This window comes from Arthrobacter sp. 05N429 (genome assembly GCF_056397045.1).
Genome location: NZ_JBFTMQ010000003.1, coordinates 231058 through 255768, shown reverse-complemented (window position 1 = coordinate 255768; position 24711 = coordinate 231058). Strand labels below are relative to the sequence as shown.

Annotated in this window: 24 protein-coding genes and 1 tRNA gene; 19 read left to right on the top strand and 6 right to left on the bottom strand. The window is 67.3% G+C overall.

What is annotated here, in order from left to right; translation table 11 throughout:
- Window positions 1–4 precede the first annotated feature (4 nt).
- On the bottom strand, window positions 5–784 hold the full coding sequence (locus AC1DF4_RS08125) for a M50 family metallopeptidase (RefSeq protein WP_476912394.1): 780 nt from the start codon (window positions 782–784) through the stop codon (window positions 5–7).
- Complete coding sequence (locus tag AC1DF4_RS08120; RefSeq protein WP_476912393.1) at window positions 781–1167, bottom strand: TraR/DksA family transcriptional regulator; 387 nt, start codon at window positions 1165–1167, stop codon at window positions 781–783. The genes AC1DF4_RS08125 and AC1DF4_RS08120 overlap by 4 nt, the downstream gene beginning before the upstream one ends.
- 150 nt (window positions 1168–1317) lie before the next feature.
- On the opposite strand from AC1DF4_RS08120, the gene AC1DF4_RS08115 reads away from it, so the two are divergent.
- From AC1DF4_RS08115 to AC1DF4_RS08105, 3 genes are all read left to right on the top strand, one after another.
- A complete protein-coding gene (locus AC1DF4_RS08115; protein WP_476912392.1) occupies window positions 1318–1866 on the top strand; it encodes a hemerythrin domain-containing protein in 549 nt (182 codons plus the stop codon).
- A 9-nt stretch (window positions 1867–1875) separates the two neighbouring features.
- Complete coding sequence (gene malQ / locus AC1DF4_RS08110; RefSeq protein ID WP_476912391.1) at window positions 1876–4047, top strand: 4-alpha-glucanotransferase; 2172 nt, start codon at window positions 1876–1878, stop codon at window positions 4045–4047.
- A gap of 288 nt (window positions 4048–4335) precedes the next feature.
- Window positions 4336–5418, top strand: a complete 1083-nt coding sequence (locus AC1DF4_RS08105) for a hypothetical protein (protein WP_476912390.1) — start codon at window positions 4336–4338, stop codon at window positions 5416–5418.
- Between the two features lie 215 nt (window positions 5419–5633).
- On the opposite strand, the gene AC1DF4_RS08100 is transcribed toward AC1DF4_RS08105, so the two are convergent.
- Window positions 5634–5716, bottom strand: a tRNA-Leu gene (locus AC1DF4_RS08100).
- A gap of 163 nt (window positions 5717–5879) precedes the next feature.
- Here AC1DF4_RS08100 and AC1DF4_RS08095 point away from each other — a divergent pair.
- Together AC1DF4_RS08095 and AC1DF4_RS08090 are read left to right on the top strand one after the other, a co-directional pair.
- Complete coding sequence (locus tag AC1DF4_RS08095) at window positions 5880–7184, top strand: M20/M25/M40 family metallo-hydrolase (protein ID WP_476912389.1); 1305 nt, start codon at window positions 5880–5882, stop codon at window positions 7182–7184.
- Window positions 7185–7203: 19 nt separating this feature from the next.
- Entirely contained in the window at window positions 7204–8364 is a 1161-nt protein-coding gene (locus AC1DF4_RS08090; RefSeq protein WP_476912388.1) for an acyl-CoA dehydrogenase family protein, read from the top strand.
- Window positions 8365–8386: 22 nt separating this feature from the next.
- Here the strand turns inward: AC1DF4_RS08090 and AC1DF4_RS08085 are convergent, their stop codons facing one another.
- Window positions 8387–8620 (bottom strand): DUF5703 family protein, encoded by a 234-nt coding sequence (locus tag AC1DF4_RS08085; protein ID WP_024366712.1) that lies wholly within the window; start codon window positions 8618–8620, stop codon window positions 8387–8389.
- A 39-nt stretch (window positions 8621–8659) separates the two neighbouring features.
- On the opposite strand from AC1DF4_RS08085, the gene AC1DF4_RS08080 reads away from it, so the two are divergent.
- The gene (locus AC1DF4_RS08080) at window positions 8660–8926 is read left to right on the top strand and encodes a hypothetical protein (protein ID WP_224046513.1); all 267 of its coding nucleotides are present in this window, start codon (window positions 8660–8662) and stop codon (window positions 8924–8926) included.
- Between the two features lie 34 nt (window positions 8927–8960).
- Here AC1DF4_RS08080 and AC1DF4_RS08075 read toward each other — a convergent pair whose 3' ends face one another.
- Window positions 8961–9896, bottom strand: a complete 936-nt coding sequence (locus tag AC1DF4_RS08075) for an aldo/keto reductase (protein WP_476912387.1) — start codon at window positions 9894–9896, stop codon at window positions 8961–8963.
- Window positions 9897–9948: 52 nt separating this feature from the next.
- Here AC1DF4_RS08075 and AC1DF4_RS08070 point away from each other — a divergent pair, with 52 nt between their 5' ends.
- Together AC1DF4_RS08070 and mshC are read left to right on the top strand one after the other, a co-directional pair.
- The gene (locus tag AC1DF4_RS08070) at window positions 9949–10782 is read left to right on the top strand and encodes an undecaprenyl-diphosphate phosphatase (RefSeq protein WP_476912386.1); all 834 of its coding nucleotides are present in this window, start codon (window positions 9949–9951) and stop codon (window positions 10780–10782) included.
- Between the two features lie 15 nt (window positions 10783–10797).
- Window positions 10798–12078 (top strand): cysteine--1-D-myo-inosityl 2-amino-2-deoxy-alpha-D-glucopyranoside ligase, encoded by a 1281-nt coding sequence (mshC, locus tag AC1DF4_RS08065; protein ID WP_476912385.1) that lies wholly within the window; start codon window positions 10798–10800, stop codon window positions 12076–12078.
- 24 nt (window positions 12079–12102) lie between these two features.
- On the opposite strand, the gene AC1DF4_RS08060 is transcribed toward mshC, so the two are convergent.
- Entirely contained in the window at window positions 12103–13008 is a 906-nt protein-coding gene (locus AC1DF4_RS08060) for a PAC2 family protein (RefSeq protein ID WP_476912384.1), read from the bottom strand.
- A 130-nt stretch (window positions 13009–13138) separates the two neighbouring features.
- Between AC1DF4_RS08060 and AC1DF4_RS08055 the strand changes: the two genes are divergently transcribed.
- The 11 genes from AC1DF4_RS08055 to AC1DF4_RS08005 all read left to right on the top strand — a co-directional run bounded on the left by AC1DF4_RS08055 (window position 13139) and on the right by AC1DF4_RS08005 (window position 24604).
- Entirely contained in the window at window positions 13139–13888 is a 750-nt protein-coding gene (locus AC1DF4_RS08055; RefSeq protein ID WP_476912383.1) for an HAD family hydrolase, read from the top strand.
- Entirely contained in the window at window positions 13881–15089 is a 1209-nt protein-coding gene (locus AC1DF4_RS08050) for a site-2 protease family protein (RefSeq protein WP_476912382.1), read from the top strand. Before AC1DF4_RS08055 ends, AC1DF4_RS08050 begins: the two co-directional genes overlap by 8 nt.
- Before the next feature lie 127 nt (window positions 15090–15216).
- Window positions 15217–16290: a tRNA (adenine-N1)-methyltransferase gene (locus AC1DF4_RS08045; RefSeq protein ID WP_441404104.1), complete on the top strand. Its 1074-nt coding sequence runs from the start codon at window positions 15217–15219 to the stop codon at window positions 16288–16290.
- Window positions 16291–16372: 82 nt separating this feature from the next.
- Window positions 16373–18166 carry a proteasome ATPase gene (gene arc, locus AC1DF4_RS08040; protein WP_476912381.1) on the top strand — a complete coding sequence of 598 codons (1794 nt, stop codon included), beginning with the start codon at window positions 16373–16375 and terminating at the stop codon, window positions 18164–18166.
- 56 nt (window positions 18167–18222) lie between these two features.
- The gene (dop, locus tag AC1DF4_RS08035; protein ID WP_476912527.1) at window positions 18223–19833 is read left to right on the top strand and encodes a depupylase/deamidase Dop; all 1611 of its coding nucleotides are present in this window, start codon (window positions 18223–18225) and stop codon (window positions 19831–19833) included.
- 89 nt (window positions 19834–19922) lie between these two features.
- Window positions 19923–20126, top strand: coding sequence for a ubiquitin-like protein Pup (locus AC1DF4_RS08030; RefSeq protein WP_441404106.1), 204 nt, complete (start codon window positions 19923–19925; stop codon window positions 20124–20126).
- A gap of 89 nt (window positions 20127–20215) precedes the next feature.
- Window positions 20216–21046, top strand: coding sequence for a proteasome subunit beta (gene prcB, locus AC1DF4_RS08025; RefSeq protein WP_476912380.1), 831 nt, complete (start codon window positions 20216–20218; stop codon window positions 21044–21046).
- Window position 21047: 1 nt separating this feature from the next.
- Window positions 21048–21755, top strand: a complete 708-nt coding sequence (prcA, locus tag AC1DF4_RS08020) for a proteasome subunit alpha (RefSeq protein WP_224046524.1) — start codon at window positions 21048–21050, stop codon at window positions 21753–21755.
- Between the two features lies 1 nt (window position 21756).
- Window positions 21757–23121, top strand: coding sequence for a Pup--protein ligase (pafA, locus tag AC1DF4_RS08015; RefSeq protein ID WP_476912379.1), 1365 nt, complete (start codon window positions 21757–21759; stop codon window positions 23119–23121).
- Between the two features lie 110 nt (window positions 23122–23231).
- Window positions 23232–24164: an FKBP-type peptidyl-prolyl cis-trans isomerase gene (locus AC1DF4_RS08010; protein ID WP_476912378.1), complete on the top strand. Its 933-nt coding sequence runs from the start codon at window positions 23232–23234 to the stop codon at window positions 24162–24164.
- 44 nt (window positions 24165–24208) lie between these two features.
- Window positions 24209–24604: an FKBP-type peptidyl-prolyl cis-trans isomerase gene (locus AC1DF4_RS08005; RefSeq protein WP_224046527.1), complete on the top strand. Its 396-nt coding sequence runs from the start codon at window positions 24209–24211 to the stop codon at window positions 24602–24604.
- Window positions 24605–24711 lie beyond the last annotated feature (107 nt).

Sequence of the window (24711 nt, the reverse complement as noted above, 5' to 3'; positions counted from 1 at the left end):
CAGCCTATGCCGGGGTGCCGCCGGGTCCCTGCCAAGGTGGATGCGGCAGTGTCGCGAAGACCTGCGACAAGGGCTGCCAGGCGAACCACCAGGCGGCACCGACGACGGTGGCGAACAGGACGATCCACACGGCCGCGGGGATGCGGGTGGCCCGGGACAGAAGGTAGGCGTCAGACGTGGCCAGCCGGTCCCGGCGCCGCAGGTGCACGGTGGCCACCTTGCCGAGGTCCCGTACGGCGGCGACCAGGAGCGCCAGACCGAGCGCGATCATCACATGGCCGTTGAATTCCGGCGGGACGAACAGAACGAGCAGGACAGCGGCCAGGACCGCAGCCGCGGTGATGAGCAGCCCGATGCCGTTGCGGATGAACAGGAACGAGGCCAGCAGGATGAGGGTGCCGACCGACATCGCGGCCGGGCCCCAGCCGTTGAAGCCGCTCCAGACCATGGCGGCTCCAACGACGGCCGGCACCGGGTAGCCCCAAAACGTGGACCAGACGGCGGCCAGCGGGCGCCTGCTGTAGGTGGTGGTGGTGCCCGAGTGGTCAAGGCTCAGGCGGATGCCGCCCACGCGCTGCCCGGTCATGAGTGCGGCGAAGGCGTGGCCGAGTTCGTGGGTCACCGTGGCCAGCAGTCCGAAGTACCGCCAGGTCACCCGCGGCAGGGAGAGCGCGACGGCGAGGAGGATCACCAGGGCGAGTTCGGTGCCGGTGACATGCGGGACGGGGGCCTGGCTGAATCCGGCGGCTATCCGGTTCCACCAGGTCTCGGCGGCGTTGGTCATCCCGTGACCCGCGCCGGTGCTCCTGCGGGGCCCGAGGGGCCCGCACTGTGCCGGATGCAGTACGGAGTCCAGGGCCTGGCCTCCAGCCTGCCTTCCGCGATCCCTTCCCCGCACACGGCGCAGATGCCGTACGTGCCGGCTTCGATCCGCTCCAGGGCTGCCTCGATCTGGGCAAGGCCTTGGCGGCTCTGGTCCAGCAGGGCCGATGCTTGGGAGAGCTCAAACGCAATGGTCGCGCCCTCGGGGTCGTGTTCGTCGTCGACGTTCGAGTCCTGCCGGGCGGCGTTCACGCCGGTGATGTCCCGGCGGAGCGCGGGCAGGAGTGCAAGTTTTTTGTGGCGCTCCTCCTGGAGGAGTATCCGGAACCGTTCGACGTCGACCATAGGCTGCAAGGCTAGCGCGGCTGACCCGCCGGAGTCGAAAGCGCACCCGGGCCGGGCCGAAAGTCCCCGGCGCCCGGGGGAGTCTCCGCCGTACAGTGTGAAGAGGAGACTGTGGCCAGAACTCTTCGACCAGGAAAGCCAGGAGACGTCATGGATCAGGAAGCGGCCCACGCCCTGAACGCCCTGAACAAGAACACAGATGAGGAAGCACGGGCCCTGGCCGCGGTGGAGCGGCACCACGCGGGCATGCTCAAGCGGCTCGACGCCCTGGCAACCGCACTCACCCACGCCGTGAGGTCCGGCGACACCGTGGCGGAGCACGACGCCCACGAGGTGCTGGTGGAATGGTGCGAGACCGAACTCGTCCCGCACGCGCTCGCCGAGGAAGGGCCCCTGTATGGGGGAGCCCGGAACCTGCCGGAAGGCACACTGCTGGTGGACGGGATGCTGGCCGAGCACCAGGCGATCGCGGGCATCGTTGAGGAACTCCGGGGATCGGCCGGCGTGGACGCCGCCGTGGCGGCCGGCTCCCTCCGGAACATTTTCGCCCTGCACCTGGAGAAGGAGAACAGGCTCCTGCTGCCGTTCATCGTGGCGTCGCCCGGGCTGTCACTGGCGCGCACAGTGGAGGGCCTGCAGGAACTGGTCGGGGAAGCCCATGTTCAGCAGCACGGGACGGCACGCGGGGGCAGCGTCTAGAGTTGCCCCATGGCGGATGGCATGCACCCTGACAGCGCTCCCGACGCAGCCGCATTGCTGAGGGAACTCGCGGCAGCCCACGGCGTGGGAACCTCCTACTGGGGCTGGGACGGCGTCGAACGCTCCGTCCCGGAAAGCACCTTACGCGGCGTCCTCGACGCGCTGGGCGTCCCGGCCGCGGACACGGACACGATAGAGCGGTCACTGGGCGAGGCGCGGCTGGCGCCGTGGCGGCGCCTGCTGCCGCCGGTCGCCGTCGCCCGTGAGGGGCAGGAACTCCTCATCAACGTCCATGTGCCGCACGGAAGCGACGTCAGCGTATGGATCGCAGCCGAAGACGGCAGCACACACAGGGCAGCGCAGCGGGAGAACTGGGACGCGCCGGTCGACGTCGACGGCGTCCTCACCGGCCGGGCGACCTTCGCGCTGCCGGGTACGGTGCCGCTCGGCTGGCACACGCTGCTGGCAGACAACGCCGGCACTGTGGCCCGGTGCCCGCTCGTCGTCACACCGCGGAGGCTCCACACAACCGAGGCGCTCATTTCATCCGGCAGGCCGGGTCGGCGGAACTGGGGTCTGACCGCGCAGCTCTATTCCGTACGGTCCGCCCGGTCCTGGGGCATCGGAGACTTCGCCGACCTCGCGGACCTCGCCACCATGAGCGGGCAGGAGGGCGCCGGATTCCTGCTGGTCAACCCGCTGCACGCCGCCGAGCCGCGTCCGCCGGTCGAAGACTCGCCCTACCTTCCGACGACCAGGCGGTTCTTCAACCCCCTCTACCTCCGGGTGGAAGAGATCCCCGAATACGGCTACCTCGGCCCGGCCGGCCGGGCCCGGGTGGAGCGGCTCGCGGAACAACAGCACCCCGCCAACCACTCCACGGATCTGCTGGACCGGAACTCCATCTACGGGGCGAAACTGGCCGCCCTGGAGCTGGTGTTCGGAGTCCAGCGCGACCCCGCCCGCTCCCTCGCGTTTGCGGACTTCTGCCGCGACCAGGGGCAGGGACTCGACGATTTCGCGCTGTGGTGCGCCCTGGCCGAGAAGCTGGCCCCGGAGGCCCCGCAATGGGCTGCGGAGGCGGCCACCCCGGACACCGCCTACTGCAAGGAGCAACGGGCCCTGCTGGCCGGCCGGATCGAATTCCACCGCTGGCTTCAGTGGCTCTGCGACCAGCAGCTTGAGGCCGCCCAGCGCTCGGCCCGGCGGTCGGGCATGGAAATCGGCGTCATCCACGATCTTGCGGTCGGCGTTAAACCGGGCGGCGCGGACGCCTGGACCCTTGCCGGGGTGCTGGCCCGCAACGTCACGGTCGGCGCGCCACCGGACATGTTCAACCAGCAGGGCCAGAACTGGACCCAACCGCCCTGGCACCCGGTACGGCTCGCCGAGTCAGGGTACGCCGCCTACCGGGACATGCTCCGGACCGTGCTGCGCCATGCCGGCGGGATCCGCGTGGACCACATCCTCGGCCTGTTCCGGCTGTGGTGGATCCCGGAAGGGGCAGGGCCCGGGGAGGGCACCTACGTCTATTACGACCATGAGGCGCTCATCGGCATCCTGGCGCTGGAGGCACAGCGCGCCGGTGCGGTCGTGATCGGCGAGGATCTGGGGGTATTTGAGCCGTGGGTCCGGGACTACCTCGCCGAGCGCGGGATCTTCGGGACCTCGATCCTCTGGTTCGAGCACGACGCCGACGGCCCGATTCCGCCGGAGCGGTACCGGCAGCAGTGCCTGACCAGCGTCAACACCCACGACCTGCCCCCGACGGCGGGCTATCTGGCCGGCGAGCACGTCACCCTCCGTGAATCCCTTGGCTTGCTGCGGCGTCCGGTGGACGAGGAACGCGCCGAGGCCCTGGCCGAGCAGCAGGCGGTGCTCGGGATGCTGCGGGAACGCGGCCTCCTGCCCGAGCCCAGGCACGAAGACGTGCAGGGCACCGTCGAGGCGCTGTACGCCTTCACCGCTCTGACACCGTCGTCGCTGCTGGGCGTCGCGCTGGTTGATGCGGTGGGCGAAACCCGGACCCAAAACCAGCCAGGAACCAGCACGGAGTACCCCAACTGGCGCATACCGCTCGCCGGCCCGCGGGGACCGGTCCTGCTCGACAGTCTCGCCGAGGATCCCGGCTTCCGCTCGCTCCTCGGCACCTTCCGGACTGCGCTGCACGCCGGGGACTAGCCGCGCGCTGGCCGCCAACTGCCAAGCCGTCACCGATCCACGCCTGCCCAACTACATGGCCCTGACCAGCGGCGCACTATCCGCGCCCGGCGACCCGGGCTCGTGCTCTTCCCTCTGGTGCCCTCCAGTCGGCTGGACCAGGACCTCGGATCTGCTTTCAGCCTCCCGAACTAGCCCTGACGGGCATAAGTGGGACGCGCCGCAGATGAGTGACCTGCTCAAGTAGTTTGCCGCGTGCTGTAGAGGCGTTGCTTGACCGGAGGACAAGTAAGACTACTCGTTCCTTCCATGTCCGCTCCGTCTAATCTGATCGCCAACAGCCGCAGAAACTATCGTCGCGCAGGCGTGTCCGATGCATATCCGATGATCATTGGGGGGAAACAAATGAAAAGCAGTTTGCGGGTGGCTAGTGCCGGTCTGGCTCTGGCAATGGGAATCGCTGGAAGCGTAGCCGGCACTGCAGGAGCCGCCACGAGTTACAGCTTCGCCGTCATCGGCGACATGCCCTACGGCAGCACCCAATTGAGCCTTTTTCCGAAACGCATTGCGCAGATAAATGCGGATCCGAATGTGCGCATGGTCGGGCATCTTGGCGATATCGGCACGGGTGTTTGCTCCGACGCCTATTACAAGAAGATCAAGGCAAGCTTCGACAAGTTTGTCGACCCGCTGGTGTACACCCCCGGTGACAATGAGTGGGCGGACTGCCACAGCGCCAGAATAGGCAAAGCCAATCCGCTGCAGCGGCTGGCTGCCATCCGCTCGGTCTTCTTCCCCCGAGGCGGCCGGACCCTGGGCCAGAACCCGATCTCCGTCACGGCCCAGTCCGGCTACAAGGAGAACGTGATGTTCGCCACCGGACGGCTGACCATCTCGACCCTGCACATCGTTGGTTCAGAGAATGACCTCCGGCCGTGGAGCGGCCTCGGCTTCACGAACGCCACCACTGAACAAGTGGCCGAGGAGAAGGCCCGGGTGAATGCCGCCGTCGCGCAGATCCGAAGCGCCTTCGCAACGGCGAAGGCCAAAAACAGCAGGGCAGTGGTCCTGATGACCCAGGCGGACATGTTTGCTCCCGGCACCCAGAACTCGGGCTACCGCGACGCCTTCCAGAGCATCGTGCGGGCCATCGCCAGTGAAAGCAAGGCATTCAAGAAGCCGGTGTTCCTTTTCAACGGCGACACTCACATCTACGCCAAGGACAAGCCGCTCAACAACGAGAAGTGGCTGTCCTTCTACGGGATTTCCGGCGCGGCGTCCAACCTCACGAGGGTCTCAATCGAGGGCGAAACCTACGTGGATGAATACGTGAGGGTCAACGTCGTCTCCACTTCGGAGGTCCTGCAGATCCAGCGGGTTGCCTACAAGTAGCGGGCCCGCAAAATCCGAGGCGACTCGACTGAGTCATCCTCCCCAGGGCTCAAAATGGGAGGGCCGATCCGCGGTGTCCACGCTTAGTCACCGGCGTGGCATCAGTGAAGCCCCGGCAGGCTGCAGTCACGCTTCAGGGTCAGCGTCCGGGCCGAAGTTCCGCAGAGACAGCAAAAAGCCCCCGGAATCCTTGGATTCCAGGGGCTTTCCTGTTGTGCGCGGAGGGGGACTTGAACCCCCACCCCCTTTCGAGGACTAGCACCTCAAGCTAGCGCGTCTGCCATTCCGCCACCCGCGCAGGTGGTATTCGGTGAACCTTTTCGCCTTTCAGCGTTTTGGATTTCTCCGAAGCAGCGAGAAAGACTCTAGCATGAAGTTTCCCGAAACAAATAATCGGGGCCTGATCGGGCATGTGGGTAGGCTGAAGCCAGCAACAGAGCCGACGCCACGAGGAGTGAAACATGACTGAGATCAGGCCCGAGGACGAAGTCGTCAGGATCTGCCAGGAACTGATCCGGATCGACACGTCCAACTACGGCGACGGCTCCGGCCCGGGGGAGCGGGCGGCTGCCGAATACACCGCGGGGCTGATGACGGAAGTGGGGCTGGACGCCGAAATCTTCGAGTCCGCCCCGGGCCGCGCCAGCGTGGTGACCAGGCTCGCCGGCGAGGACCCGTCCGCCAGCGCCTTGGTGGTCCACGGGCATCTGGATGTTGTCCCCGCGCTCCGCGAGCAGTGGTCGGTGGATCCCTTTGGCGCCGAACTCAAGGACGGCATGATCTGGGGCCGCGGCGCCGTGGACATGAAGGACATGGACGCCATGATCCTCGCTGTCCTGCGGAATTTTGCCCGGACCGGCCGCAAACCCAAACGGGACCTGATCTTCGCGTTCTTCGCCGACGAGGAGGCCGGCGGCACCTATGGTGCCCGGTATGCGATCGAGAAGCGGCCAGAACTTTTTGACGGAGCCACGGAGGCCATCTCCGAAGTCGGCGGCTTCTCCGCCACCATCGGCGGCCAGCGCACGTACCTGCTCCAGACCGCCGAGAAGGGCCTGTCCTGGCTCCGCCTGGTCGCCCACGGCCGTGCGGGCCACGGCTCGCAGATCAACACGGACAATGCCGTCACCCGGCTGGCCAGCGCCGTGTCCCGCATCGGGGAATACCGGTGGCCGGTGGAGCTGACCCCCACCACCCGGCAGTTCCTCGACGGCGTGACGGAACTCACGGGCGTCGAGTTCGATCCGGACGATCCGGACAAGATCCTCAAGGAACTCGGCACCGTGGCCCGCTTCGTCGGCGCCACCCTGCAGAACACCACCAACCCGACCCTGCTCAAGGGCGGCTACAAGCACAATGTGATCCCGGAGTCGGCCGAAGCCCTCATCGACTGCCGCACCCTGCCCGGCCAGGAGGAGCACGTCCTTGAAAAGGTCCGCGAACTCGCCGGCAAGGGCGTGGACGTGAGCTACGTGCACAACGACGTCTCGCTGGAGGTCCCGTTCGCGGGAAACCTGGTGGACTCCATGATCGACGCGCTGCACGCCGAGGACCCGGGAGCCAAAGTCCTGCCCTACACCCTCTCCGGCGGCACGGACAACAAGTCCCTGAGCCGGCTGGGCATCACAGGCTACGGCTTCGCCCCGCTCCAGCTCCCGGACGAGCTGGACTTCACCGGGATGTTCCACGGGGTGGACGAACGCGTCCCCACCGAATCCCTGAAATTCGGGGCCCGCGTGCTGGATACCCTGCTCACCAACTACTGAGCTCTGAGAGACACCGCCCATGCGCCCTGAAGACGTCCTGCCCGAATCCCTCCTCGAACGGATCCGCGGCCGCGCCGCCGGCTACGACCGGGACAACGCCTTCTTCCACGAAGATCTCGAGGAGCTGGCTGCGGCCGGCTACCTCAAGATTTTTGTCCCGGCGTCCGACGGCGGACTGGGACTCGGGCTGTCGGCGGCGGCGCAGTTGCAGCGGAGGCTGGCGACGGCGGCCCCGGCCACCGCGCTGGCCGTCAACATGCACCTGGTGTGGACCGGCGTCGCGCACGTCCTGGCCGCCCGCGGTGACTCTTCGCTGGATTTCATCCTCAAGGAGGCCGCGCAGGGCGAGATCTTCGCGTTCGGCAACTCGGAGGCGGGGAACGACTCGGTGCTCTTCGACTCTCTCACCTCCGCGGTCCCGCAGTCCGGGGGCGGCTACTCGTTCACCGGCCGCAAGATCTTCACGAGCCTCTCGCCGGCATGGACCCGGCTGGGGATTTTCGGCAAGGACACCTCGGCAGCGGACGGCGACGGACAGCTGGTCCACGGCTTCATCACCAGGGACACCCCCGGGTACGAAATCCTGGCCGACTGGGACACGCTCGGCATGCGGGCCAGCCAGTCCAACACGACGGTCCTTGCTGGCGCGGTGGTGCCGGCTGAACGGATTTTCCGGAAACTTCCGGTGGGCCCGAATGCGGACCCGCTGATCTTCGCCATCTTCGCGTGCTTCGAGACGCTGCTTGCCGCCGTCTACACGGGCCTCGGCGAGCGGGCCCTTGACCTGGCGGTCGACGCGGTGAAGCGGCGGACGTCGTTCAAGAACGGCGGGCGCAGCTACGCCCAGGATCCGGACATCCGCTGGAAGGTCGCGGACGCCGCAATGGCGATGGACGCGCTGTACCCCCAGCTGTCCAGCGTCGCCGCGGATGTGGACGCATTGGCCGAGCATGGCAGCCAGTGGTTCCCGAAGCTGGTCGGGGTGAAAGTCAGTGCGACGGAGACGGCCCGCACGGTCGTTGATCTGGCGGTCAGGGTCTCCGGGGGATCGAGCTACTTCCGCGGTTCCGAGCTGGAACGGCTGTACCGTGACGTGCTGGCGGGAATGTTCCACCCCTCCGACGACGAATCGGCGCACAACACAGTGGCCAACGCGTGGCTGGGACCGCTCGAACCCTAGACGGTCCTTTGGCCGCCACACCCTAGACGGTCCTTTGGACCTGCGTCACCCGGCGGCGCAGCCAGAAGCGGCGGCCCCCGCCCAAATACAGCACGCTGCGCTCAAGTTCCCACTTGCCGTACTCGGAGTGCTCGACCAGGCGGCGGCGCGCTTCAGGCAGGGAATCCTCAGGGCTGACCGTCAGTACGAGGTACTCGTACTGCCTCACATAGTCTCGTTCCCGCCGGACCGAGCTGCTGAGAAAATGTTCCTTCATTGCTCTCCATTTTCTTCCTTTTCCGGCTAACGTGAAGTCATGAGCATCGATCCGCGTGTCGCGCTTCAATCCCTGACGGCCGCCCTGGAAGAACACCTCGCTGCTGCGTCGGCACGCCGGGGAGATGGGGATCCCGCGGTCGAGGCAGCGTTTTTTGCCGTTGCTGATGCCTTTGAAGTCTACGACGATTCGCTCTACGAAGCGTATGGCGAAGTGACGCCGCTCGAGGTGATTGATGACGACAGCGATGAGGACGAGGAAGAAGACGTCGACGACGAGGAAGACCTCGAAATCCTCCAGGACTAGGCCCGGCCGGTAGGCAGGGCACTGACCATTCCGCTCAGGCGGGGTTCGACACGTCCTCCAGCGCCTGGGCGATCTGCGGCGGCAGCGGCGCCAGGGTCGAATCCAGGATCTCCTTGAGCTGCACGGGCGTGCGGGCGCCCACAATCGCCGTCGCGACACCGGGCTGGGACAGCAGCCAGCTCAGCGAGACATCCAGGGACGTCCGGCCCAGACCCTTCGCCGCCATGGCCACGGCCTCCACCACACTGGACGCGGCACCCTCCAGGTACGGCTCCACGTAGCCGGCCAGCCGCGAACTGGCCGCCCGCGAATCCGCGGGAATGTTCCCGCGGTACTTGCCGCTCAGCACGCCGCGCCCCACCGGACCCCATGCCATCAGGCCCAGCCCGGCGTCCTCGACGGCTGGAATGAGTTCAGCTTCGGGGGAGCGGTGGAGGAGGGAGTACTCCGACTGGTTCGCGATCAGCGGGAAGCCGGCCACCGCGGCAGCCTTCGCCGTCTGCCAGCCGTTGAAGTTGGACACGCCGGCGTAGCGGGCGCGGCCCGAACGCACTGCATATTCAAGCGCGGACAAGGTCTCTTCCAGCGGAACGTTGGGGTCCCAGGCGTGGGCGAACCAGAGGTCCACGTAGTCGGTACCCAGCCGGGCCAGGCTCGCGTCCAGGCCGGAGAGCATCCCATTCCGTGAGGTGTCGACGCCGCGCCGGCCATCCGAAAACGAAAGTCCGGCTTTGGTGGAGATGACCACTTCGGAGCGGGCCACGACGTCGCCCAGCATCCCGCCCAGCATCGCTTCGGCCTGGCCGTCGCTGTAGGACGCTGCCGTGTCGATCAGGGTCCCGCCGCCGTCCACAAAGGTGCGGAGCAGGGCCGAGGCATCCTGCTCATCGGTTTCCCGGGCCCAGGACATGGTGCCGAGGGAAAGGGAGGACACGCGCAACCCACTGTTGCCGACATAACGCTGCTGCATGTCAGCAAGCTTACGGGGATTCGGAAAGTTTCATGACGTAGGGTCTATAAACGTGAACTGGTTTGAAGCGGCCTTTTTGGGCCTTGTGCAGGGGCTGACCGAATTCCTCCCGATTTCCTCAAGTGCCCATTTGCGGATTGTGGGCTCCTTCCTCCCGAACGCGGCGGACCCCGGGGCGGCGTTTACCGCCATCACCCAGCTGGGCACGGAAACCGCCGTCGTTGTGTATTTCTGGCGCGACATTGTACGGATCGTCAAAGCCTGGGCCGGTTCCCTGGCCGGCAAAGTCTCCCGGCAGGACGCGGACGCCCGGATGGGCTGGCTGGTGATCCTGGGCAGCCTGCCGATCATCGTCCTCGGGCTGCTGTTCCAGGACCAGATCGAGTCCGTGCTCCGCAGCCTCTGGATCGTCGCCACCATGCTGATTGTCTTCGGCATGATCCTCGCCGTCGCCGACGCCGTCGGACGCCAGGACCGCGACCTGACCCAGCTGACCTATAAGCACGGCATCCTGTACGGACTGGCGCAGGCCCTGGCCCTGATCCCGGGCGTGTCCCGCTCCGGCGGCACCATCACCGCGGGCCTGCTCATGGGCTACACCCGAGAGGCGGCGGCCCGCTATTCCTTCCTGCTGGCCATCCCGGCCGTGTTCGGCAGCGGCCTGTACCAGCTCTACAAAGTGGTCTCCAAGGACGGCATCACCGGGCCCTACAGCCTCCCGGAAACAGCCCTCGCCACGGCCGTAGCCTTCGTTGTGGGGTACGTCATCATCGGCTGGTTCCTGAAGTACGTCTCAACCCACAGCTACCGGCTTTTCGTCTGGTATCGGATCCTGCTCGGCCTGGCCCTGTACCTGCTGCTCGGTTTCAACGTCATCAGCGCCTAGCACTAGGCTTGGTCTGTGAAGTCTTGGATCTCCCGCCCCGTTCCCCAGCTCCCGGGCAGCATGCCTGCCCTCCGCCTCTTCGACACCGCCAAAGGCAGTGTTGTGACCCTCGGCGCAGCCGGCGAACAGTCCATGTATGTCTGCGGAATCACCCCGTATGACGCCACCCACATGGGCCACGCGGCCAGCTACGTCGCGTTCGACCTGCTCAACCGTGCCTGGCGGGACGGCCGGCAGACGGTCTCCTACGTGCAGAACGTCACCGACGTCGACGACCCCCTGCTGGAGCGCGCGTCGGCGACCGGCGTGGACTGGCGTGACCTGGCCGCCAGCCAGATCGAACTCTTCCAGACGGACATGGAAGCCCTCAATGTGCTGGCCCCCGACCAGTACGTGGGCGCCGTGGAGGCCATTCCGCTGATCGTGCCGGCCATCGAACAGCTGCTGCAGCGGGGTCTGGCTTACCGGGTGGCCGGCGGCGCCGGCGAGCCTGACGGGGACGTCTATTACGACGTCGAAGCCGCCGGCAAGCACTCTGCCGAGGCCACGGATGCCTGGACGCTCGGCGCCATCTCGGGATTGTCCGACGCCGAGATGCTGGAGCTCTTTGCCGAACGCGGCGGCGATCCCGGCCGTGCCGGGAAACGCCAGGCGCTGGACCCGTTGCTCTGGCGGGTGGCCCGCGACGGCGAACCCAGCTGGCCCGGCGGCGAACTGGGGGAGGGCAGGCCAGGCTGGCACATCGAGTGCACGGTCATCGCCCAGAAGTACCTCCCCACCCCGTTCACGGTGCAGGGCGGCGGCTCGGACCTGGTCTTCCCGCACCACGAGATGGGCGCCGGGCACGCCTACTCGCTGTCCGGTGTGCCGCTGGCACAACACTTCGCGCACGCCGGCATGGTGGGCCTCGACGGAGAGAAGATGAGCAAGTCCAAGGGAAACCTGGTTCTTGTTTCCAAGCTCCGCGCCGCCGGCGAGGAACCCGCCGCAATCCGGCTGGCCATCCTGGCGCACCACTACCGCAGCGACTGGTCCTGGACCGATGCAGGGTTCGCCGCCGCCAAGGAACGGCTCCGCACCTGGCGGGAGGCCCTCGCCGCTGCGCCCGCCAGCTCAGCCGCCGGGCTGGTGTCCCGGATGCGGGCCGAACTGTCGGATGACCTGAACGCCCCGGGGGCCGTCGCCGCCGTGGATGCCTGGGCACAGGCGGCCCTCGCAGACGGCCATGACGCGTCGCCGTCGGACGCGTCACTGGTGAGCGACGCCGTCGACGCGCTGCTCGGCGTCGAACTCTAGGAGCGGAAGCCCCGGCGCCGGGCGCTAGGGCTTGTCCTTGCCGCGGCGCTTGAGGTAGCGCTCGAACTCCCGGGCGATCGACTCGCCGCTGGCCTCCGGAAGGTCGGCGGTGTCCTTCGCTTCCTCCAGCTGGCGCACGTACGCCGCGATCTCGGGGTCTTCGGTGGCGAGCTCATCGACGCCGCGCTCCCACGCGTCGGACTCCTCGACGAGTTCCTGGGTGTCGAGCGGAACCTGCAGCAGCTCCTCGATCCGGTGCAGCAGCGCGAGCTGCGCTTTGGGGGAGGGCGCCTGCGCCACGTAATGCGGCACAGCGGCCCACAGCGAGACGGTGGGCAGCCCGGCCAGCAGCGCGACCTCCGCGAGGACCCCGACGATCCCCACCGGCCCTTCATACTGCGAGGCCTCGAGGTCCATCCGCTCCCGCAGCGCAGGGTCATCGGTGGAAGAACTGACCGGAATCGGGCGGCTGTGCGGCACGTCGGCCAGGAGCGCACCGACCAGGATCACATAGTCCACGTGGAGCGCCTCGGCATGGACCAGCAGTTCGGCGGTGTACGCACGCCACTTGTAGGACGGCTCCGTGCCCTGGACGAAGATGACGTCCACATTGGAATCGGGAACACTCGCCTTGAAAATCCGGGTCGAGGGCCACTTGATTTTCCGCTCACCCGACGCCGTGCGGCGGATCGTGGGCCGGGTGAACTGGAAGTCGTAATACTCGTCGGCGTCGATCGAACCGGCTTTCTTGCCGCCCCAGAGCTTGTTGAGGTAGCGCAAAGCATCGCTCGCAGCCTCCCCGGCGTCGTTCCAGCCTTCGAAGGCCGCGAGCAGCACCGTGATGCGCTGTCCCTCGGGTACGGGCTGCAGCAGCCGTTCCGGCTCGGGCACGTCGCCCGTTTCCGTGGGGTCTACCTCGAAGCTATTCATCCCTTCACCCTACGTCCAAGGACCCGGACCACGCATGGAATGAAGCGCCGGGAATCGCTGGCGGGCAGCCGATATTCGCCGTAGGCGTAGTATCCGGCCCCTCACAGCACGGCACCGTAGACTGGAAAACATGCAATCCTCAGCTTCCCAGCCCCTCCTCAAAGCCGCGCTCTGGGACATGGATGGCACCATTGTCGACACCGAGCCGTACTGGATCGAAGCCGAACACGCCCTGGTCACCGCGCACGGTGGGCAGTGGTCCCACGAGAAGGCCATGCAGCTGGTGGGCCAGTCCCTCGTCTTCTCCGCGGGGATCCTGCAGGAAGCCGGCGTCGCGCTGGAGCGCCGGGAGATCATCGACATCCTGACGGCCCACGTCATCAGCCAGGTCCGCACCTCCGTGCCCTGGCGGCCCGGCGCCCGTGAACTGCTGGAAGAACTCCACACCGCGGGCATCCGCTGTGTCCTCGTGACCATGTCCGAGGCCCCGCTGGCCCGGGAGATCGTGGGCAGCCTGCCCAGGCCCTACTTCGACTTCCTGGTCACTGGCGACACCGTCACGCAGGGCAAGCCGCATCCCGAGGCCTACCTCACGGCGGTCGGACTGCTGCAGGAGCAGGACCCTGACCTCGGCCTGCACCACTGCATCGCGCTGGAGGACTCCAAGCCGGGCGTGGCCGCCGCCGTCGCCTCCGGGGTGCCGACGGTCGCCATTCCGCACATCGCGCCGCTGCCGCACGATCCCCGCCATGCCATGTGGGACACCCTGGAAGGGCGAACTGTGGCCGACCTCGAAGAGCTCGTCGCCCTGCGCCACGAGTTCCCGGAAGCGACCCTCGGCCTGGCCCGCGGCTCCGCGCCGGAGCCGGTCCATGACTGACACCGACACCCAGGGCCGCAGCGGCCAGGACCCCCGGAAACAGGGCCGCAAAGAGGGAATCCCGCTGGGCCGCATCGCCGGCATCCCCGTGATCCTCGCCTACTCGTGGTTCATCATTGCGGCGTTCACGGTGATCGCGTTCGGGCCCGTCCTGCAGAACGACTATCCCCGCCTCGGCGTCACCGCCTTCTTCGTCGCCTTCGCCTACGCGCTGCTGCTGCTGATCTCTGTCCTCGTGCATGAGCTCGCGCACGCCCTGACCGCCAAGCTGTTCCACTGGCCCACGGAGAAAATTGTCCTCAACCTCTGGGGCGGCCACACCGAGTTCCAGAGCTTCACTGCCTCTCCTGGTCGCTCCGTCCTGGTTGCGATGGCGGGACCGGCCGCGAACTTCGTCCTCGCGGGCGCAGGCTGGCTCCTGCTGACCGCCGGCGACCTCACGGGGGTGCCGGGAATCCTGGCCAATATCTTTGTCTGGGCCAACCTGCTGATCGGCATCTTCAACGTCCTCCCGGGGCTGCCGCTGGACGGCGGCCGGCTGGTCGAATCAGCCGTCTGGAAGCTGACCGGAAGCCAGGAAAAGGGCACCGTGGCTGCCGGCTGGGGCGGCCGCATCATCGTGATTGCCCTCGTGGCCTGGTTCGTGGCCCTGCCGCTGCTCAGTGGCGGCGAGCCGGACCTGTTCATGGCGCTCATCACTCTCCTTGTGTGCAGCTTCCTCTGGATGGGTGCCAGCGCCTCAATCCAGCAGGCCCGCCTGCGTGGCCGGCTGCCGGGCGTGGAAGCCGGCGCCCTCGCCGAGCGCGCAGTGGGCCTCCCGGAGTCGGCCACTGTGGCCGATGTGCTGGCGCTGGCACCGGATCCTGCCACCGGGACGGCTCCCGCCGTGGTGCTGTACCGCCATGACGGACGTCCGTCAGCAGTGGTCGACGCCGGTGCCCTCGCCACTGTTCCCGCGGCCGCCACCGCCGCCACACCCCTCACGGCGGTGTCCTACGCCCTTGGTGCGGGAGCCTACGTGCCCGAGTGGTCCAAGGGACAGGAACTGATCCAGTACCTGGCGCAGCTCGAGGGCATGGAGTACGCCGTCGTCGACCGGGACGGAACCGTCACCGGCCTGTTGCGGCAATCCGCCGTCCTGGGCGCCCTCACGGGCAAGGGTGAAGGCGCCGGCAAACGGATGTACGGCCAAAGCCGGTAGAGTTACCTGCCGGTCGTGTATTTCCGGCCTTGCATTTCCCATCAGGGGTTCAGGCCCCGGGCACGAGCCGCCGGCACGCCGGCACCATCCGCGGCCACACAGCTTTACAGGAGCGAGGAACATTTTCATGAGCAGCGACACCGCCGCAGGCACCAGCCCGGACGACACCGGAACAGCCGGCCGCGCAGCAACGATTGCTACCGCCGCCCCGGTGGGCGCAGCGCGCCGCCGCGGACCCTTCCGGGAAGGCGAGCGTGTGCAGCTCACCGACGAGCGCGGCCGCATGAACACGATCAGCCTCGAAGCCGGCGGCGCGTTCCACACGCACCGCGGCTTCCTGAACCACGACGAAATCATCGGCAAGCCGGACGGCTCTGTGGTGGTCAACAACGTCGGCCAGCAATACCAGACGCTGCGGCCCCTGCTCTCGGACTTCGTCCTCTCGATGCCCCGCGGCGCAGCGGTCGTCTACCCCAAGGATGCCGGCCAGATCGTCACCATGGCGGACATCTTCCCCGGCGCACGCGTCGTGGAAGCGGGCGTCGGCTCCGGCGCCCTGTCCATCTCGCTGCTCCGCGCGGTCGGGGACAACGGCTACCTGCACTCCTTTGAACGTCGGGAGGAATTCGCCGACATCGCCCGCGGCAACGTCGAGACGATCTTCGGCGGCCCGCACCCGGCCTGGCAGATCTCCCTTGGCGATTTCCAGGAGGAAGTGGTCCGCACCGAAGAGCCCGGCTCGGTGGACCGCGTGGTGCTGGACATGCTTGCCCCGTGGGAATGCCTCGACGCCGTCGCCACCGTGCTGGCACCGGGCGGCGTGTGGATCAACTACGTCGCCACCGTGACGCAGCTGTCCCGGACCGCGGAGGCCATCCGCGCCGACGGCCGCTTCACCGAACCCGATGCCTGGGAATCCATGGTCCGTGGCTGGCACCTCGAGGGCCTGGCAGTCCGTCCGGACCACCGGATGGTCGCCCACACCGGCTTCCTGCTGGTCACCCGGCGGCTGGCCGACGGCGTCACGGGCATCTCCGTGAAGCGCCGGCCCTCCAAGACCGACTTCAACGAAGAGGACGTCAATGCCTGGACCCCCGGGGCCGTGGGGGAGCGCGCCGTCTCGGACAAGAAGCTGCGCCGGGCCGCCCGGGACGCCATCGCCGGAACCAATGTCAAGGACGATCCGGATATTACGAAGTAGTCCGTATTTCGGAAGACTTCAGCGGCACCCGGCTTCTTGGGGCTAATGTCTTAATAGAAGCGTAGGAAGGGGCTGATGCACGATGGAGACTCCGAACACCGATCCGGGCCTGACACCGGCAGAGGACGCGGCAGCAGCCGCGGGACAAACGCACGCCGACGCTGACCGCTACGGCGCCGGCGAACTGTCCGTGGCCGAGCGGCAGGTCAATATCCTCCGGGACAAGCTCCGGCATATTGACCGCCAGCTCGCCGCCGCCACGCAGAACAACTCCAAGCTCGTGGCCATGCTGGAGACCGCCAAGCAGGAAATCCTCCGGCTGAAGAATGCCCTCGACCAGGAGGGCCAGCCGCCGTACAGCTTCGGCACGGTGCTGCAGCTGAACCCGAAACGTCACCCCGCCGCCGGCAACGGCGGCCAGGCCGCCACCGAAGAGTCCGTGGACATCTTCAACGCCGGCCGCAAGATGCGCGTGGGCATCAGCCCGCTGGTCAACATGAACCAGCTTGCTGTCGGCCAGGAGGTCCTTCTCAACGAGGCCCTCCTGGTGGTCGCCGGGCTGGGCTACGAACGGGCCGGGGACCTCGTCACGCTCAAGGAACTGCTCGGCGCGGACCGTGCCCTGGTGGTCGGCCGCGCGGACGAGGAACGGGTCATCCGGCTCTCCGGGCCCCTGCTCGCGCAGAAGCTCCGCGTCGGCGACGCCCTCTCGATCGATTCCCGCACCGGTTACGCCCTCGAGAAGATCCCGCGTTCCGAGGTGGAGAACCTGGTCCTCGAGGAAGTGCCGGACATCACCTACCAGGACATCGGCGGGCTGGGACCGCAGATCGAGCAGATCCGCGACGCCGTGGAACTGCCGTTCCTGCACCCGGACCTCTACCGCGAACACGGCCTCAAGGCACCCAAGGGAATCCTGCTCTACGGCCCCCCGGGCTGCGGAAAGACGCTGATTGCCAAGGCCGTCGCCAATTCGCTCGCGGCCCGGGCCGCCGAGCGCACCGGCAAGACGGACATGAAGAGCTACTTCCTGAACATCAAGGGCCCGGAACTGCTGGACAAGTACGTCGGAGAGACCGAACGGCACATCCGGCTGATCTTCGCCCGCGCCCGCGAAAAGGCCTCCGAGGGCAGCCCCGTGGTGGTGTTCTTCGACGAAATGGACTCGCTGTTCCGCACCCGCGGCACCGGCATCTCCTCCGACGTCGAAACGACCATCGTCCCGCAGCTGCTCAGCGAGATCGACGGCGTGGAGCGGCTCGACAACGTGATCGTGATCGGCGCGTCGAACCGCGAGGACATGATCGACCCCGCCATCCTGCGGCCGGGCCGGCTGGACGTCAAGGTCAAGATCCACCGCCCCGACGCGGAGGCCGCGGCCGACATTTTCAACAAGTACATCACCGCCGACCTGCCGTTCCACGAGTCCGATCTCGCCGAGCACCACGGCGATGTCCAGGCCACGGTGGATGCGATGGTCCAGCGCACCGTCGAGGCCATGTACTCCACCGAAAAGTCCAACGAATACCTCGAGGTCACGTACGCCAACGGCGACACCGAAATGCTCTACTTCAAGGACTTCAACTCCGGTGCCGTGGTGCAGAATGTCGTGGACCGGGCCAAGAAGTACGCCATCAAGGACCTGCTCACCGTGGGCCAGAAGGGCATCCGGATCGACCACCTGCTGCGCGCCGTCGTCGACGAGTTCCGCGAGCATGAGGACATGCCCAACACCACCAACCCGGACGACTGGGCACGGATCTCGGGCAAGAAGGGCGAACGCATCACCTACATCCGCACCATCGTCCAGGGCAAGGCGGGGCAGGAGCCCGGCAAGTCCATCGAGACGATGCCGACCACGGGCCAGTACCTGTGACGGCAGTTCCCGGCCGGCCGGCCGCCGATTCGGGCGGGCTGCCGGCTGGCGGAGCCATGCGGGTCATGGGGTCGGAGACCGAGTACGGCATCCACGCACCCTCTGCCCCCGGGGCCAACGCCACGATGATGTCCGCCCGGGTGATCCAGGCCTACGCCCAGGTGACACGGCAGCGCGCCGCCGGCGGCGCCGAAACCCGCTGGGACTACACCGACGAGGAACCGCTGCATGACGCCCGGGGCTGGACGCTGGAGCGCAGCAAGGCGGACCCCGACCAGTTGACCGACCAGCCTCCCGTCCTCGACGCCGAGGCTGTCGCCCTCGCCTACGGGCGGCAGGAACTGGAGGCCGACGGCGAGGACGAATCCGGCACGCTCCTGATGAACATGGTCCTCGGCAACGGCGCCCGGTTGTACGTCGACCATGCCCACCCCGAATACTCCAGCCCGGAAGTGACCAACCCGCGCGACGCGGTCGCCTGGGACGCAGCCGGAGACCTCGTGGCCCTGGCGGCGGTGCGCCGGCTGGCGGGGGACCCTGAACTGCCCCCAGTCAATCTTTACAAGAACAACACCGACAACAAGTCGGTGTCCTACGGCTCCCACGAGAACTACCTCATGCCCCGCAATGTGCCGTTCGGGGACATCGTGCGCGGCCTGACACCCTTCTTTGTCACCCGCCAGATCATCTGCGGGGCCGGCCGGGTCGGCATGAAGCAGGACGGCTCCCGGCCCGGCTACCAGATCAGCCAGCGGGCGGACTTTTTCGAGACCGAGGTGGGCCTTGAGACCACCATTCGCCGCCCCATCATCAACACCCGCGACGAACCCCACGCGACGGCCGACAAATACCGGCGGCTGCACGTCATCATCGGCGACGCCAACCTCAGCCAGGCCTCCAACTACCTCAAATTCGGCACCACCGCCATGGTGCTGAGCCTGATCGAGGCCGGCCTGGCGCCCCGGCTCGAAGTCCATGAGCCGGTAGCCGCGCTGCAGGCCGTCAGCCATGACACCTCACTCACGGCCACCTTCCGGCTGCTCGACGGGCGGCGGATCACCGCCCTGGACCTGCAGTGGATCTACTACGAAGCGGCCGCGAAGCACGCCCAGGACACCGGCGTCGCCGACGCCGTGGACGGGGACGGCCACACGCATCAGGTGCTTGAACGCTGGCAGGCGACACTGACGGAGCTGGGCAGCGACCGGGCGGCAGCCGCGTCCTCCGTGGAGTGGCTGGCCAAGCTCTCGCTGCTGGACGGCTACCGGGAACGTGACGGACTCGACTGGGGCCACGCACGGCTGGGCCTGGTGGACCTGCAGTGGGCGGACATCCGGCCGGAAAAGGGACTCTATTACCGCCTGCTGGCACGTGACCGGATGCAGCGGCTCGTCGACGACGGCGCCATCCAGCGGGCGGTCACCGAACCGCCGTCGGACACGCGGGCGTTCTTCCGGGGCCGGTGCGTCAGCCGCTTCGGGGCCGACGTCGTCGGCGCCAGCTGGGACTCCGTGATCTTCGATGTGCCCGGCCGCGGCAGGCTTCAGCGGGTCCCCACCCGCGAACCGCTGCGCGGAACCGAGGCCCTCACCGGGGGGCTCTTCGCCCGTCACCGCGAAGCGGGACCGTTCCTCTCCGAACTGCTGGGACTCCCACCCGGTTCCTAGGGACAAAGAGTCCCGCAGCGGCCCCGGGCGTGGCAATATGGCTTACAGGATGTCCCTCGCGCAGACGGGACGGACAGAAGGAGAAAACAATGGCAGGCCAGGAGCAACAGCAGCCGCAGCCGCGGGACACCGAAGTCGACGAGGACATCCCCGCCGCCCCGCCGGCCCCGGCGGAGGGACAGGCATCGGCCGCCACCCAGGGCGTCGACGATCTGCTCGATGAGATCGACGGTGTGCTGGAGTCCAACGCCGAAGAGTTCGTCCGGGCGTTCGTCCAAAAGGGCGGCCAGTAGGCCGGCCGGACCACGGCGGCCCAGGGGTTGCGCCGACACGGGGCTGAGTGCCGGAAGTCGTTGATTCACTACGTTGAGGGAGTGCACCAGTGCAGGAAACCACAGCCAACCAGGTAGCAGCCAACGCCACGTCCTCCTTCACTGAACATCTGCAGCGCCAACGCCCCGATCTGCTGCCGTTTGGCCAGCACCTTGGTGCGGGGGCAGCCGCAGTGGGCACAGCACAACCCCTGCAGGCGCCGCACGGGACCACGATCGTCGCGCTGGGTTATGCCGGCGGGGTGCTGATGGCAGGGGACCGGCGCGCCACCATGGGCAACATCATCGCCAGCCGGCACATCGAGAAAGTCTTCCCGGCGGACCAGTTTTCGGTGCTCGGCATCGCCGGGACCGCGGGCATCGCCCTCGACATCACCCGGCTCTTCCAGGTCGAACTCGAACACTACGAGAAGATCGAGGGGACACTCCTCAGCCTGGACGGCAAGGCCAACCGCCTCGGGGCCATGATCCGCAGCAACCTGCCAATGGCCATGCAGGGACTCGCGGTGGTGCCCCTGTTCGCGGGCTTCGACCGGCCGGCCGGCGTCGGACGGCTCTTCTCCTATGACGTCACGGGCGGCCGGTATGAGGAGCAGGAGCACCACTCCGTCGGTTCGGGCTCGATGTTCGCCCGCGGCGCGCTCAAGAAACTCTGGCGGCCCAACCTCACCGAGGAGGAGGCCGTCGCCGTCGCGGTCGAGGCGCTCTACGACGCCGCCGACGACGACTCCGCCACCGGCGGCCCGGACCCCGTCCGGCAGCTCTGGCCGGTGGTCTACATCGTCAACCGAACAGGTGCCTTCCGCGTTCCGGAGCGCGAGCTCGCGGCGAGGGCGGCCACCATCATAGAGTCCAGGGCCGCGGCCCAGCGGGAGGCCTGAGATGACCCAGCAGTTCTACGTATCGCCCGAACAACTGATGAAGGACCGCGCGGATTTCGCGCGGAAGGGCATCGCGCGAGGGCGCTCCGTGGTGGTCATCAGCTGCCGCGACGGGATCGCCCTCGTGGCCGAGAATCCGTCCCCTTCGCTGCACAAAATCGGGGAAATCTACGACAAGATCGCGTTCGCGGCCGTCGGGAAGTACAACGAATTCGAAAGCCTCCGCCAGGCCGGGGTGCGGTACGCCGACGTGCGCGGCTACTCCTACGACCGGGAGGACGTTACGGCCCGGGGCCTCGCCAGCGTCTACGCGCAAAGCCTGGGTGCGGTGTTCACGGCAGAACAGAAGCCCTTCGAGGTTGAACTGGCCGTGGCCGAGGTGGGGAACTCCCCGGAGGAGGACCACCTCTACCGGCTGACCTTCGACGGGTCGATCGCCGACGAGAACGGCTTCATTGTGATGGGCGGCCAGGCGGACAAGGTCTCGGAAGCGGTCGCAGCGGGCTGGCAGGGCCAACTCGACTTTGCCGGCGCCATCAGGCTCGCCCTGTCCGGCCTCGTCGCGGACAAGGAGACCACCACGCTCCCGGCGTCGGCCGTGGAGGTGGCCGTCCTGGACCGCGGCTCGGAAAGCAGCCGCGGCACCCGCCGCGCCTTCCGCCGGCTCGAGGACGCAGACATCACGGCATTGCTGGCTGAGGAGAACTGAGATGGACAAGCGCATTTTCGGCATCGAAACCGAGTTCGGGATTTCCTATTCCAGCCCGGAGTCCCGTCCGCTGGCCCCCGAAGAGGTGGCCCGCTACCTGTTCCGCAAGGTGGTCAGCTGGGGGAGGTCCTCCAACGTGTTCCTGACCAACGGGTCCAGGCTGTACCTCGACGTCGGATCCCACCCGGAGTACGCCACCGCGGAATGCGACGACCTCGCCCAGCTGATCGCGCACGACCGGGCCGGGGAACTGATCCTGGACGACCTCGTCGACGAGGCGCAGGAACGGCTCGCGGCAGAAGGCTTCAACGGCACCGTATACCTTTTCAAGAACAACACCGACTCCGCCGGGAACTCCTACGGCAGCCATGAAAACTACCTCATCCCGCGGCGCGGCGAATTCTCCCGGCTGGCCGAGATCCTGATCCCGTTCCTGGTGACCCGGCAGCTGATCGCCGGCGCCGGCAAGATCCTCAAGACCCCGCATGGGGCCACGTTCGCGTTCTCCCAGCGCGCCGACCACATCTGGGAGGGCGTCTCCTCCGCCACGACGAGGTCCCGCCCGATCATCAACACCCGCGACGAGCCGCATGCCGACGCCGAGTTCTACCGCCGGCTGCACGTGATCGTGGGCGACTCCAACATGTCCGAGACGACGGCGCTGCTCAAGGTCGGGACCGTCGACCTCATCCTGCGGATGATCGAGGCCGGGGTCATCATGCGCGACATGCGGATGGAGAACCCCATCCGCAGCATCCGCGAAATCTCCCATGACCTCAGCGGACGCGCCCTGGTCCGGCTCGCCAACGGCCGGCAGCTCACCGCCCTGGAAATCCAGCGCGAATACCTTGGCAAGGTGACAGCATTCGTCGCGGAAAACGGCGCCCACAATGCGCACGTCCCGCTGATCCTGGACCTCTGGGAACGCACACTGGACGCGATCGAACTCGGCGACACCAGCAAGATCGACACCGAAGTGGACTGGGCCATCAAGAAGAAGCTCATGGACAACTACCGCGAACGGCACAACCTGGGCCTCGACGCGCCCCGGATCGCGCAGCTGGACCTGACCTACCACGACATCTCCCGCACACGCGGCCTCTACTACCTGCTGCAGTCCCGCGGGGCCGTGCGCCGCGTGGTGGACGATACCGCGGTCAAGGACGCTGTGGACGCACCGCCGCAAACCACCCGCGCCAAGCTGCGCGGCGACTTCGTCCGCCGGGCACAGGAACTGGGGCGCGACTACACCGTGGACTGGGTGCATTTGAAGCTCAACGACCGCGCCCACCAGACCCTGTTGTGCAAGGACCCGTTCCGCAGCGTCGACGAGCGCGTGGATGCCCTGCTGAACTCTATGGGCTGATACCCAGCTTTCCGCGTTATTCTGGAATGGTGCCGTTCGCGGCCAACGCTTGCTTTGCCGCTGGCACCTGCCCGGCGAGGCGTCCATCCTGCCCCGACGAAAGTTCTTAAGTGCGCCGACTACTAGCAATTCTTCTTCCCGGACTGCTGCTGCTGACTGCTTGCGGCGGCGGTGAACCTGCCGCCCCGGAACCCACCAGCCAGTCCGCCGGTGAGACCGCCAAGCTCGACTCCATCAAGTTGACGGAGAACGGCGACAAGAAGGCGCCCGGTGTTGAATTCGCCAAGCCCCTCGAGGTCAAGGAACCCACTGTCAAGGTGGTCACGGAGGGCGACGGCGACCGGGTCAAGGCGAACCAGATTGCTTCCATCTCCATCGTTGCCCTCAGCGGCAAGGACGGCTCCACCCTGGAGGACACCTTCCCGAAGGATCCGGAAGAGCTCGAACTGAACGACGAGCTCAAGACCAGCAGCGCCGTCATCTACAACGCCTTCGTGGGCGCGAAGGTAGGCTCCCACCTGGCCCTCGCCGTTCCCGGCGCCGCAGCTGCCGAGGGCGCCGAAGCGAAGCCCACCCAGCTCCTAGTCGTCAAGGTGCTCTCCGCCAAGGACGCCCCGCCGGTCCTGGACAAGCCCGAGGGTGAGACTGTCACCCCGCCGGCAGGCCTGCCGACCGTCAAGGACAACGACAAGGGCATCCCGGAAATCTCCGTCGAGGGCGTCGCCGCCCCGACCGCACTGGTGTCCCAGGACCTCATCAAGGGCACCGGCCCCGAGGTCAAGGAAACCGACACCCTCACCGTGAACTACGTCGGCGTTGCGCTGGCCGGCGGCAAGGTCTTCGACTCCAGCTTCGACCGCGGCGAGAAAGCCACCTTCCCCCTCACCGGCGTCATCAAGGGCTGGACCCAGGGCCTGGCCGGCAAGACAGTCGGCTCCCGCGTCCTCCTCGTCATCCCCCAGGACCTTGCCTACGGCGCGGAAGGCCAGGGCGACGCTAAGGGCGACCTCGTCTTCGTCGTCGACATCCTCGGCGTCAAGTAACCACCTCACCCAGCACCACCACCCAAGCCAACGAAGGAGCAACCATGTCATTTGGACAGCGCAACATCGACCGCCAGAAGCCGGAAATTGAGTTCCCCGAAGGCGACGTGCCCACCGAGCTGGTCATCACCGACCTGATCGAAGGCGACGGCGCCGAAGCCAAGGCCGGGGACACCGTCTCCACCCACTACGTCGGCGTGGCCTGGTCCACCGGCGAAGAGTTTGACGCCTCATGGGGCCGCGGGGCACCGCTGGACTTCCGCGTCGGCGTCGGCCAGGTCATCCAGGGCTGGGACCAGGGCCTGCTGGGCATGAAGGTCGGCGGCCGCCGCCGGCTGGAAATCCCTTCCGAGCTGGCCTACGGCTCCCGCGGAGCCGGCGGAGCGATCGGCCCCAACGAGGCCCTGATCTTCGTCGTCGACCTCGTCGGCGTCCGCTAGTCCCCACCCGCCCCCTATCCTCGCAAGCTCGGACAGGGAACCCGGCGGGCGTGGGCCCACCACCCGCCCGCGAACGTACTGCACAAAGCGCGGTAACAATCGGAAAG

Excerpts from the sequence above, each read along its gene's own strand:
- AC1DF4_RS08125 (WP_476912394.1), bottom strand. The coding sequence starts at position 784 with ATGACCAACGCCGCCGAGACCTGGTGGAACCGGATAGCCGCCGGATTC.
- AC1DF4_RS08120 (WP_476912393.1), bottom strand. The coding sequence starts at position 1,167 with ATGGTCGACGTCGAACGGTTCCGGATACTCCTCCAGGAGGAGCGCCAC.
- AC1DF4_RS08115 (WP_476912392.1), top strand. The coding sequence starts at position 1,318 with ATGGATCAGGAAGCGGCCCACGCCCTGAACGCCCTGAACAAGAACACA.
- malQ (WP_476912391.1), top strand. The coding sequence starts at position 1,876 with ATGGCGGATGGCATGCACCCTGACAGCGCTCCCGACGCAGCCGCATTG.
- AC1DF4_RS08105 (WP_476912390.1), top strand. The coding sequence starts at position 4,336 with ATGTCCGCTCCGTCTAATCTGATCGCCAACAGCCGCAGAAACTATCGT.
- AC1DF4_RS08095 (WP_476912389.1), top strand. The coding sequence starts at position 5,880 with ATGACTGAGATCAGGCCCGAGGACGAAGTCGTCAGGATCTGCCAGGAA.
- AC1DF4_RS08090 (WP_476912388.1), top strand. The coding sequence starts at position 7,204 with ATGCGCCCTGAAGACGTCCTGCCCGAATCCCTCCTCGAACGGATCCGC.
- AC1DF4_RS08085 (WP_024366712.1), bottom strand. The coding sequence starts at position 8,620 with ATGAAGGAACATTTTCTCAGCAGCTCGGTCCGGCGGGAACGAGACTAT.
- AC1DF4_RS08080 (WP_224046513.1), top strand. The coding sequence starts at position 8,660 with ATGAGCATCGATCCGCGTGTCGCGCTTCAATCCCTGACGGCCGCCCTG.
- AC1DF4_RS08075 (WP_476912387.1), bottom strand. The coding sequence starts at position 9,896 with ATGCAGCAGCGTTATGTCGGCAACAGTGGGTTGCGCGTGTCCTCCCTT.
- AC1DF4_RS08060 (WP_476912384.1), bottom strand. The coding sequence starts at position 13,008 with ATGAATAGCTTCGAGGTAGACCCCACGGAAACGGGCGACGTGCCCGAG.
- AC1DF4_RS08055 (WP_476912383.1), top strand. The coding sequence starts at position 13,139 with ATGCAATCCTCAGCTTCCCAGCCCCTCCTCAAAGCCGCGCTCTGGGAC.
- AC1DF4_RS08050 (WP_476912382.1), top strand. The coding sequence starts at position 13,881 with ATGACTGACACCGACACCCAGGGCCGCAGCGGCCAGGACCCCCGGAAA.
- AC1DF4_RS08045 (WP_441404104.1), top strand. The coding sequence starts at position 15,217 with ATGAGCAGCGACACCGCCGCAGGCACCAGCCCGGACGACACCGGAACA.
- arc (WP_476912381.1), top strand. The coding sequence starts at position 16,373 with ATGGAGACTCCGAACACCGATCCGGGCCTGACACCGGCAGAGGACGCG.
- dop (WP_476912527.1), top strand. The coding sequence starts at position 18,223 with ATGCGGGTCATGGGGTCGGAGACCGAGTACGGCATCCACGCACCCTCT.
- AC1DF4_RS08030 (WP_441404106.1), top strand. The coding sequence starts at position 19,923 with ATGGCAGGCCAGGAGCAACAGCAGCCGCAGCCGCGGGACACCGAAGTC.
- prcA (WP_224046524.1), top strand. The coding sequence starts at position 21,048 with ATGACCCAGCAGTTCTACGTATCGCCCGAACAACTGATGAAGGACCGC.
- pafA (WP_476912379.1), top strand. The coding sequence starts at position 21,757 with ATGGACAAGCGCATTTTCGGCATCGAAACCGAGTTCGGGATTTCCTAT.
- AC1DF4_RS08005 (WP_224046527.1), top strand. The coding sequence starts at position 24,209 with ATGTCATTTGGACAGCGCAACATCGACCGCCAGAAGCCGGAAATTGAG.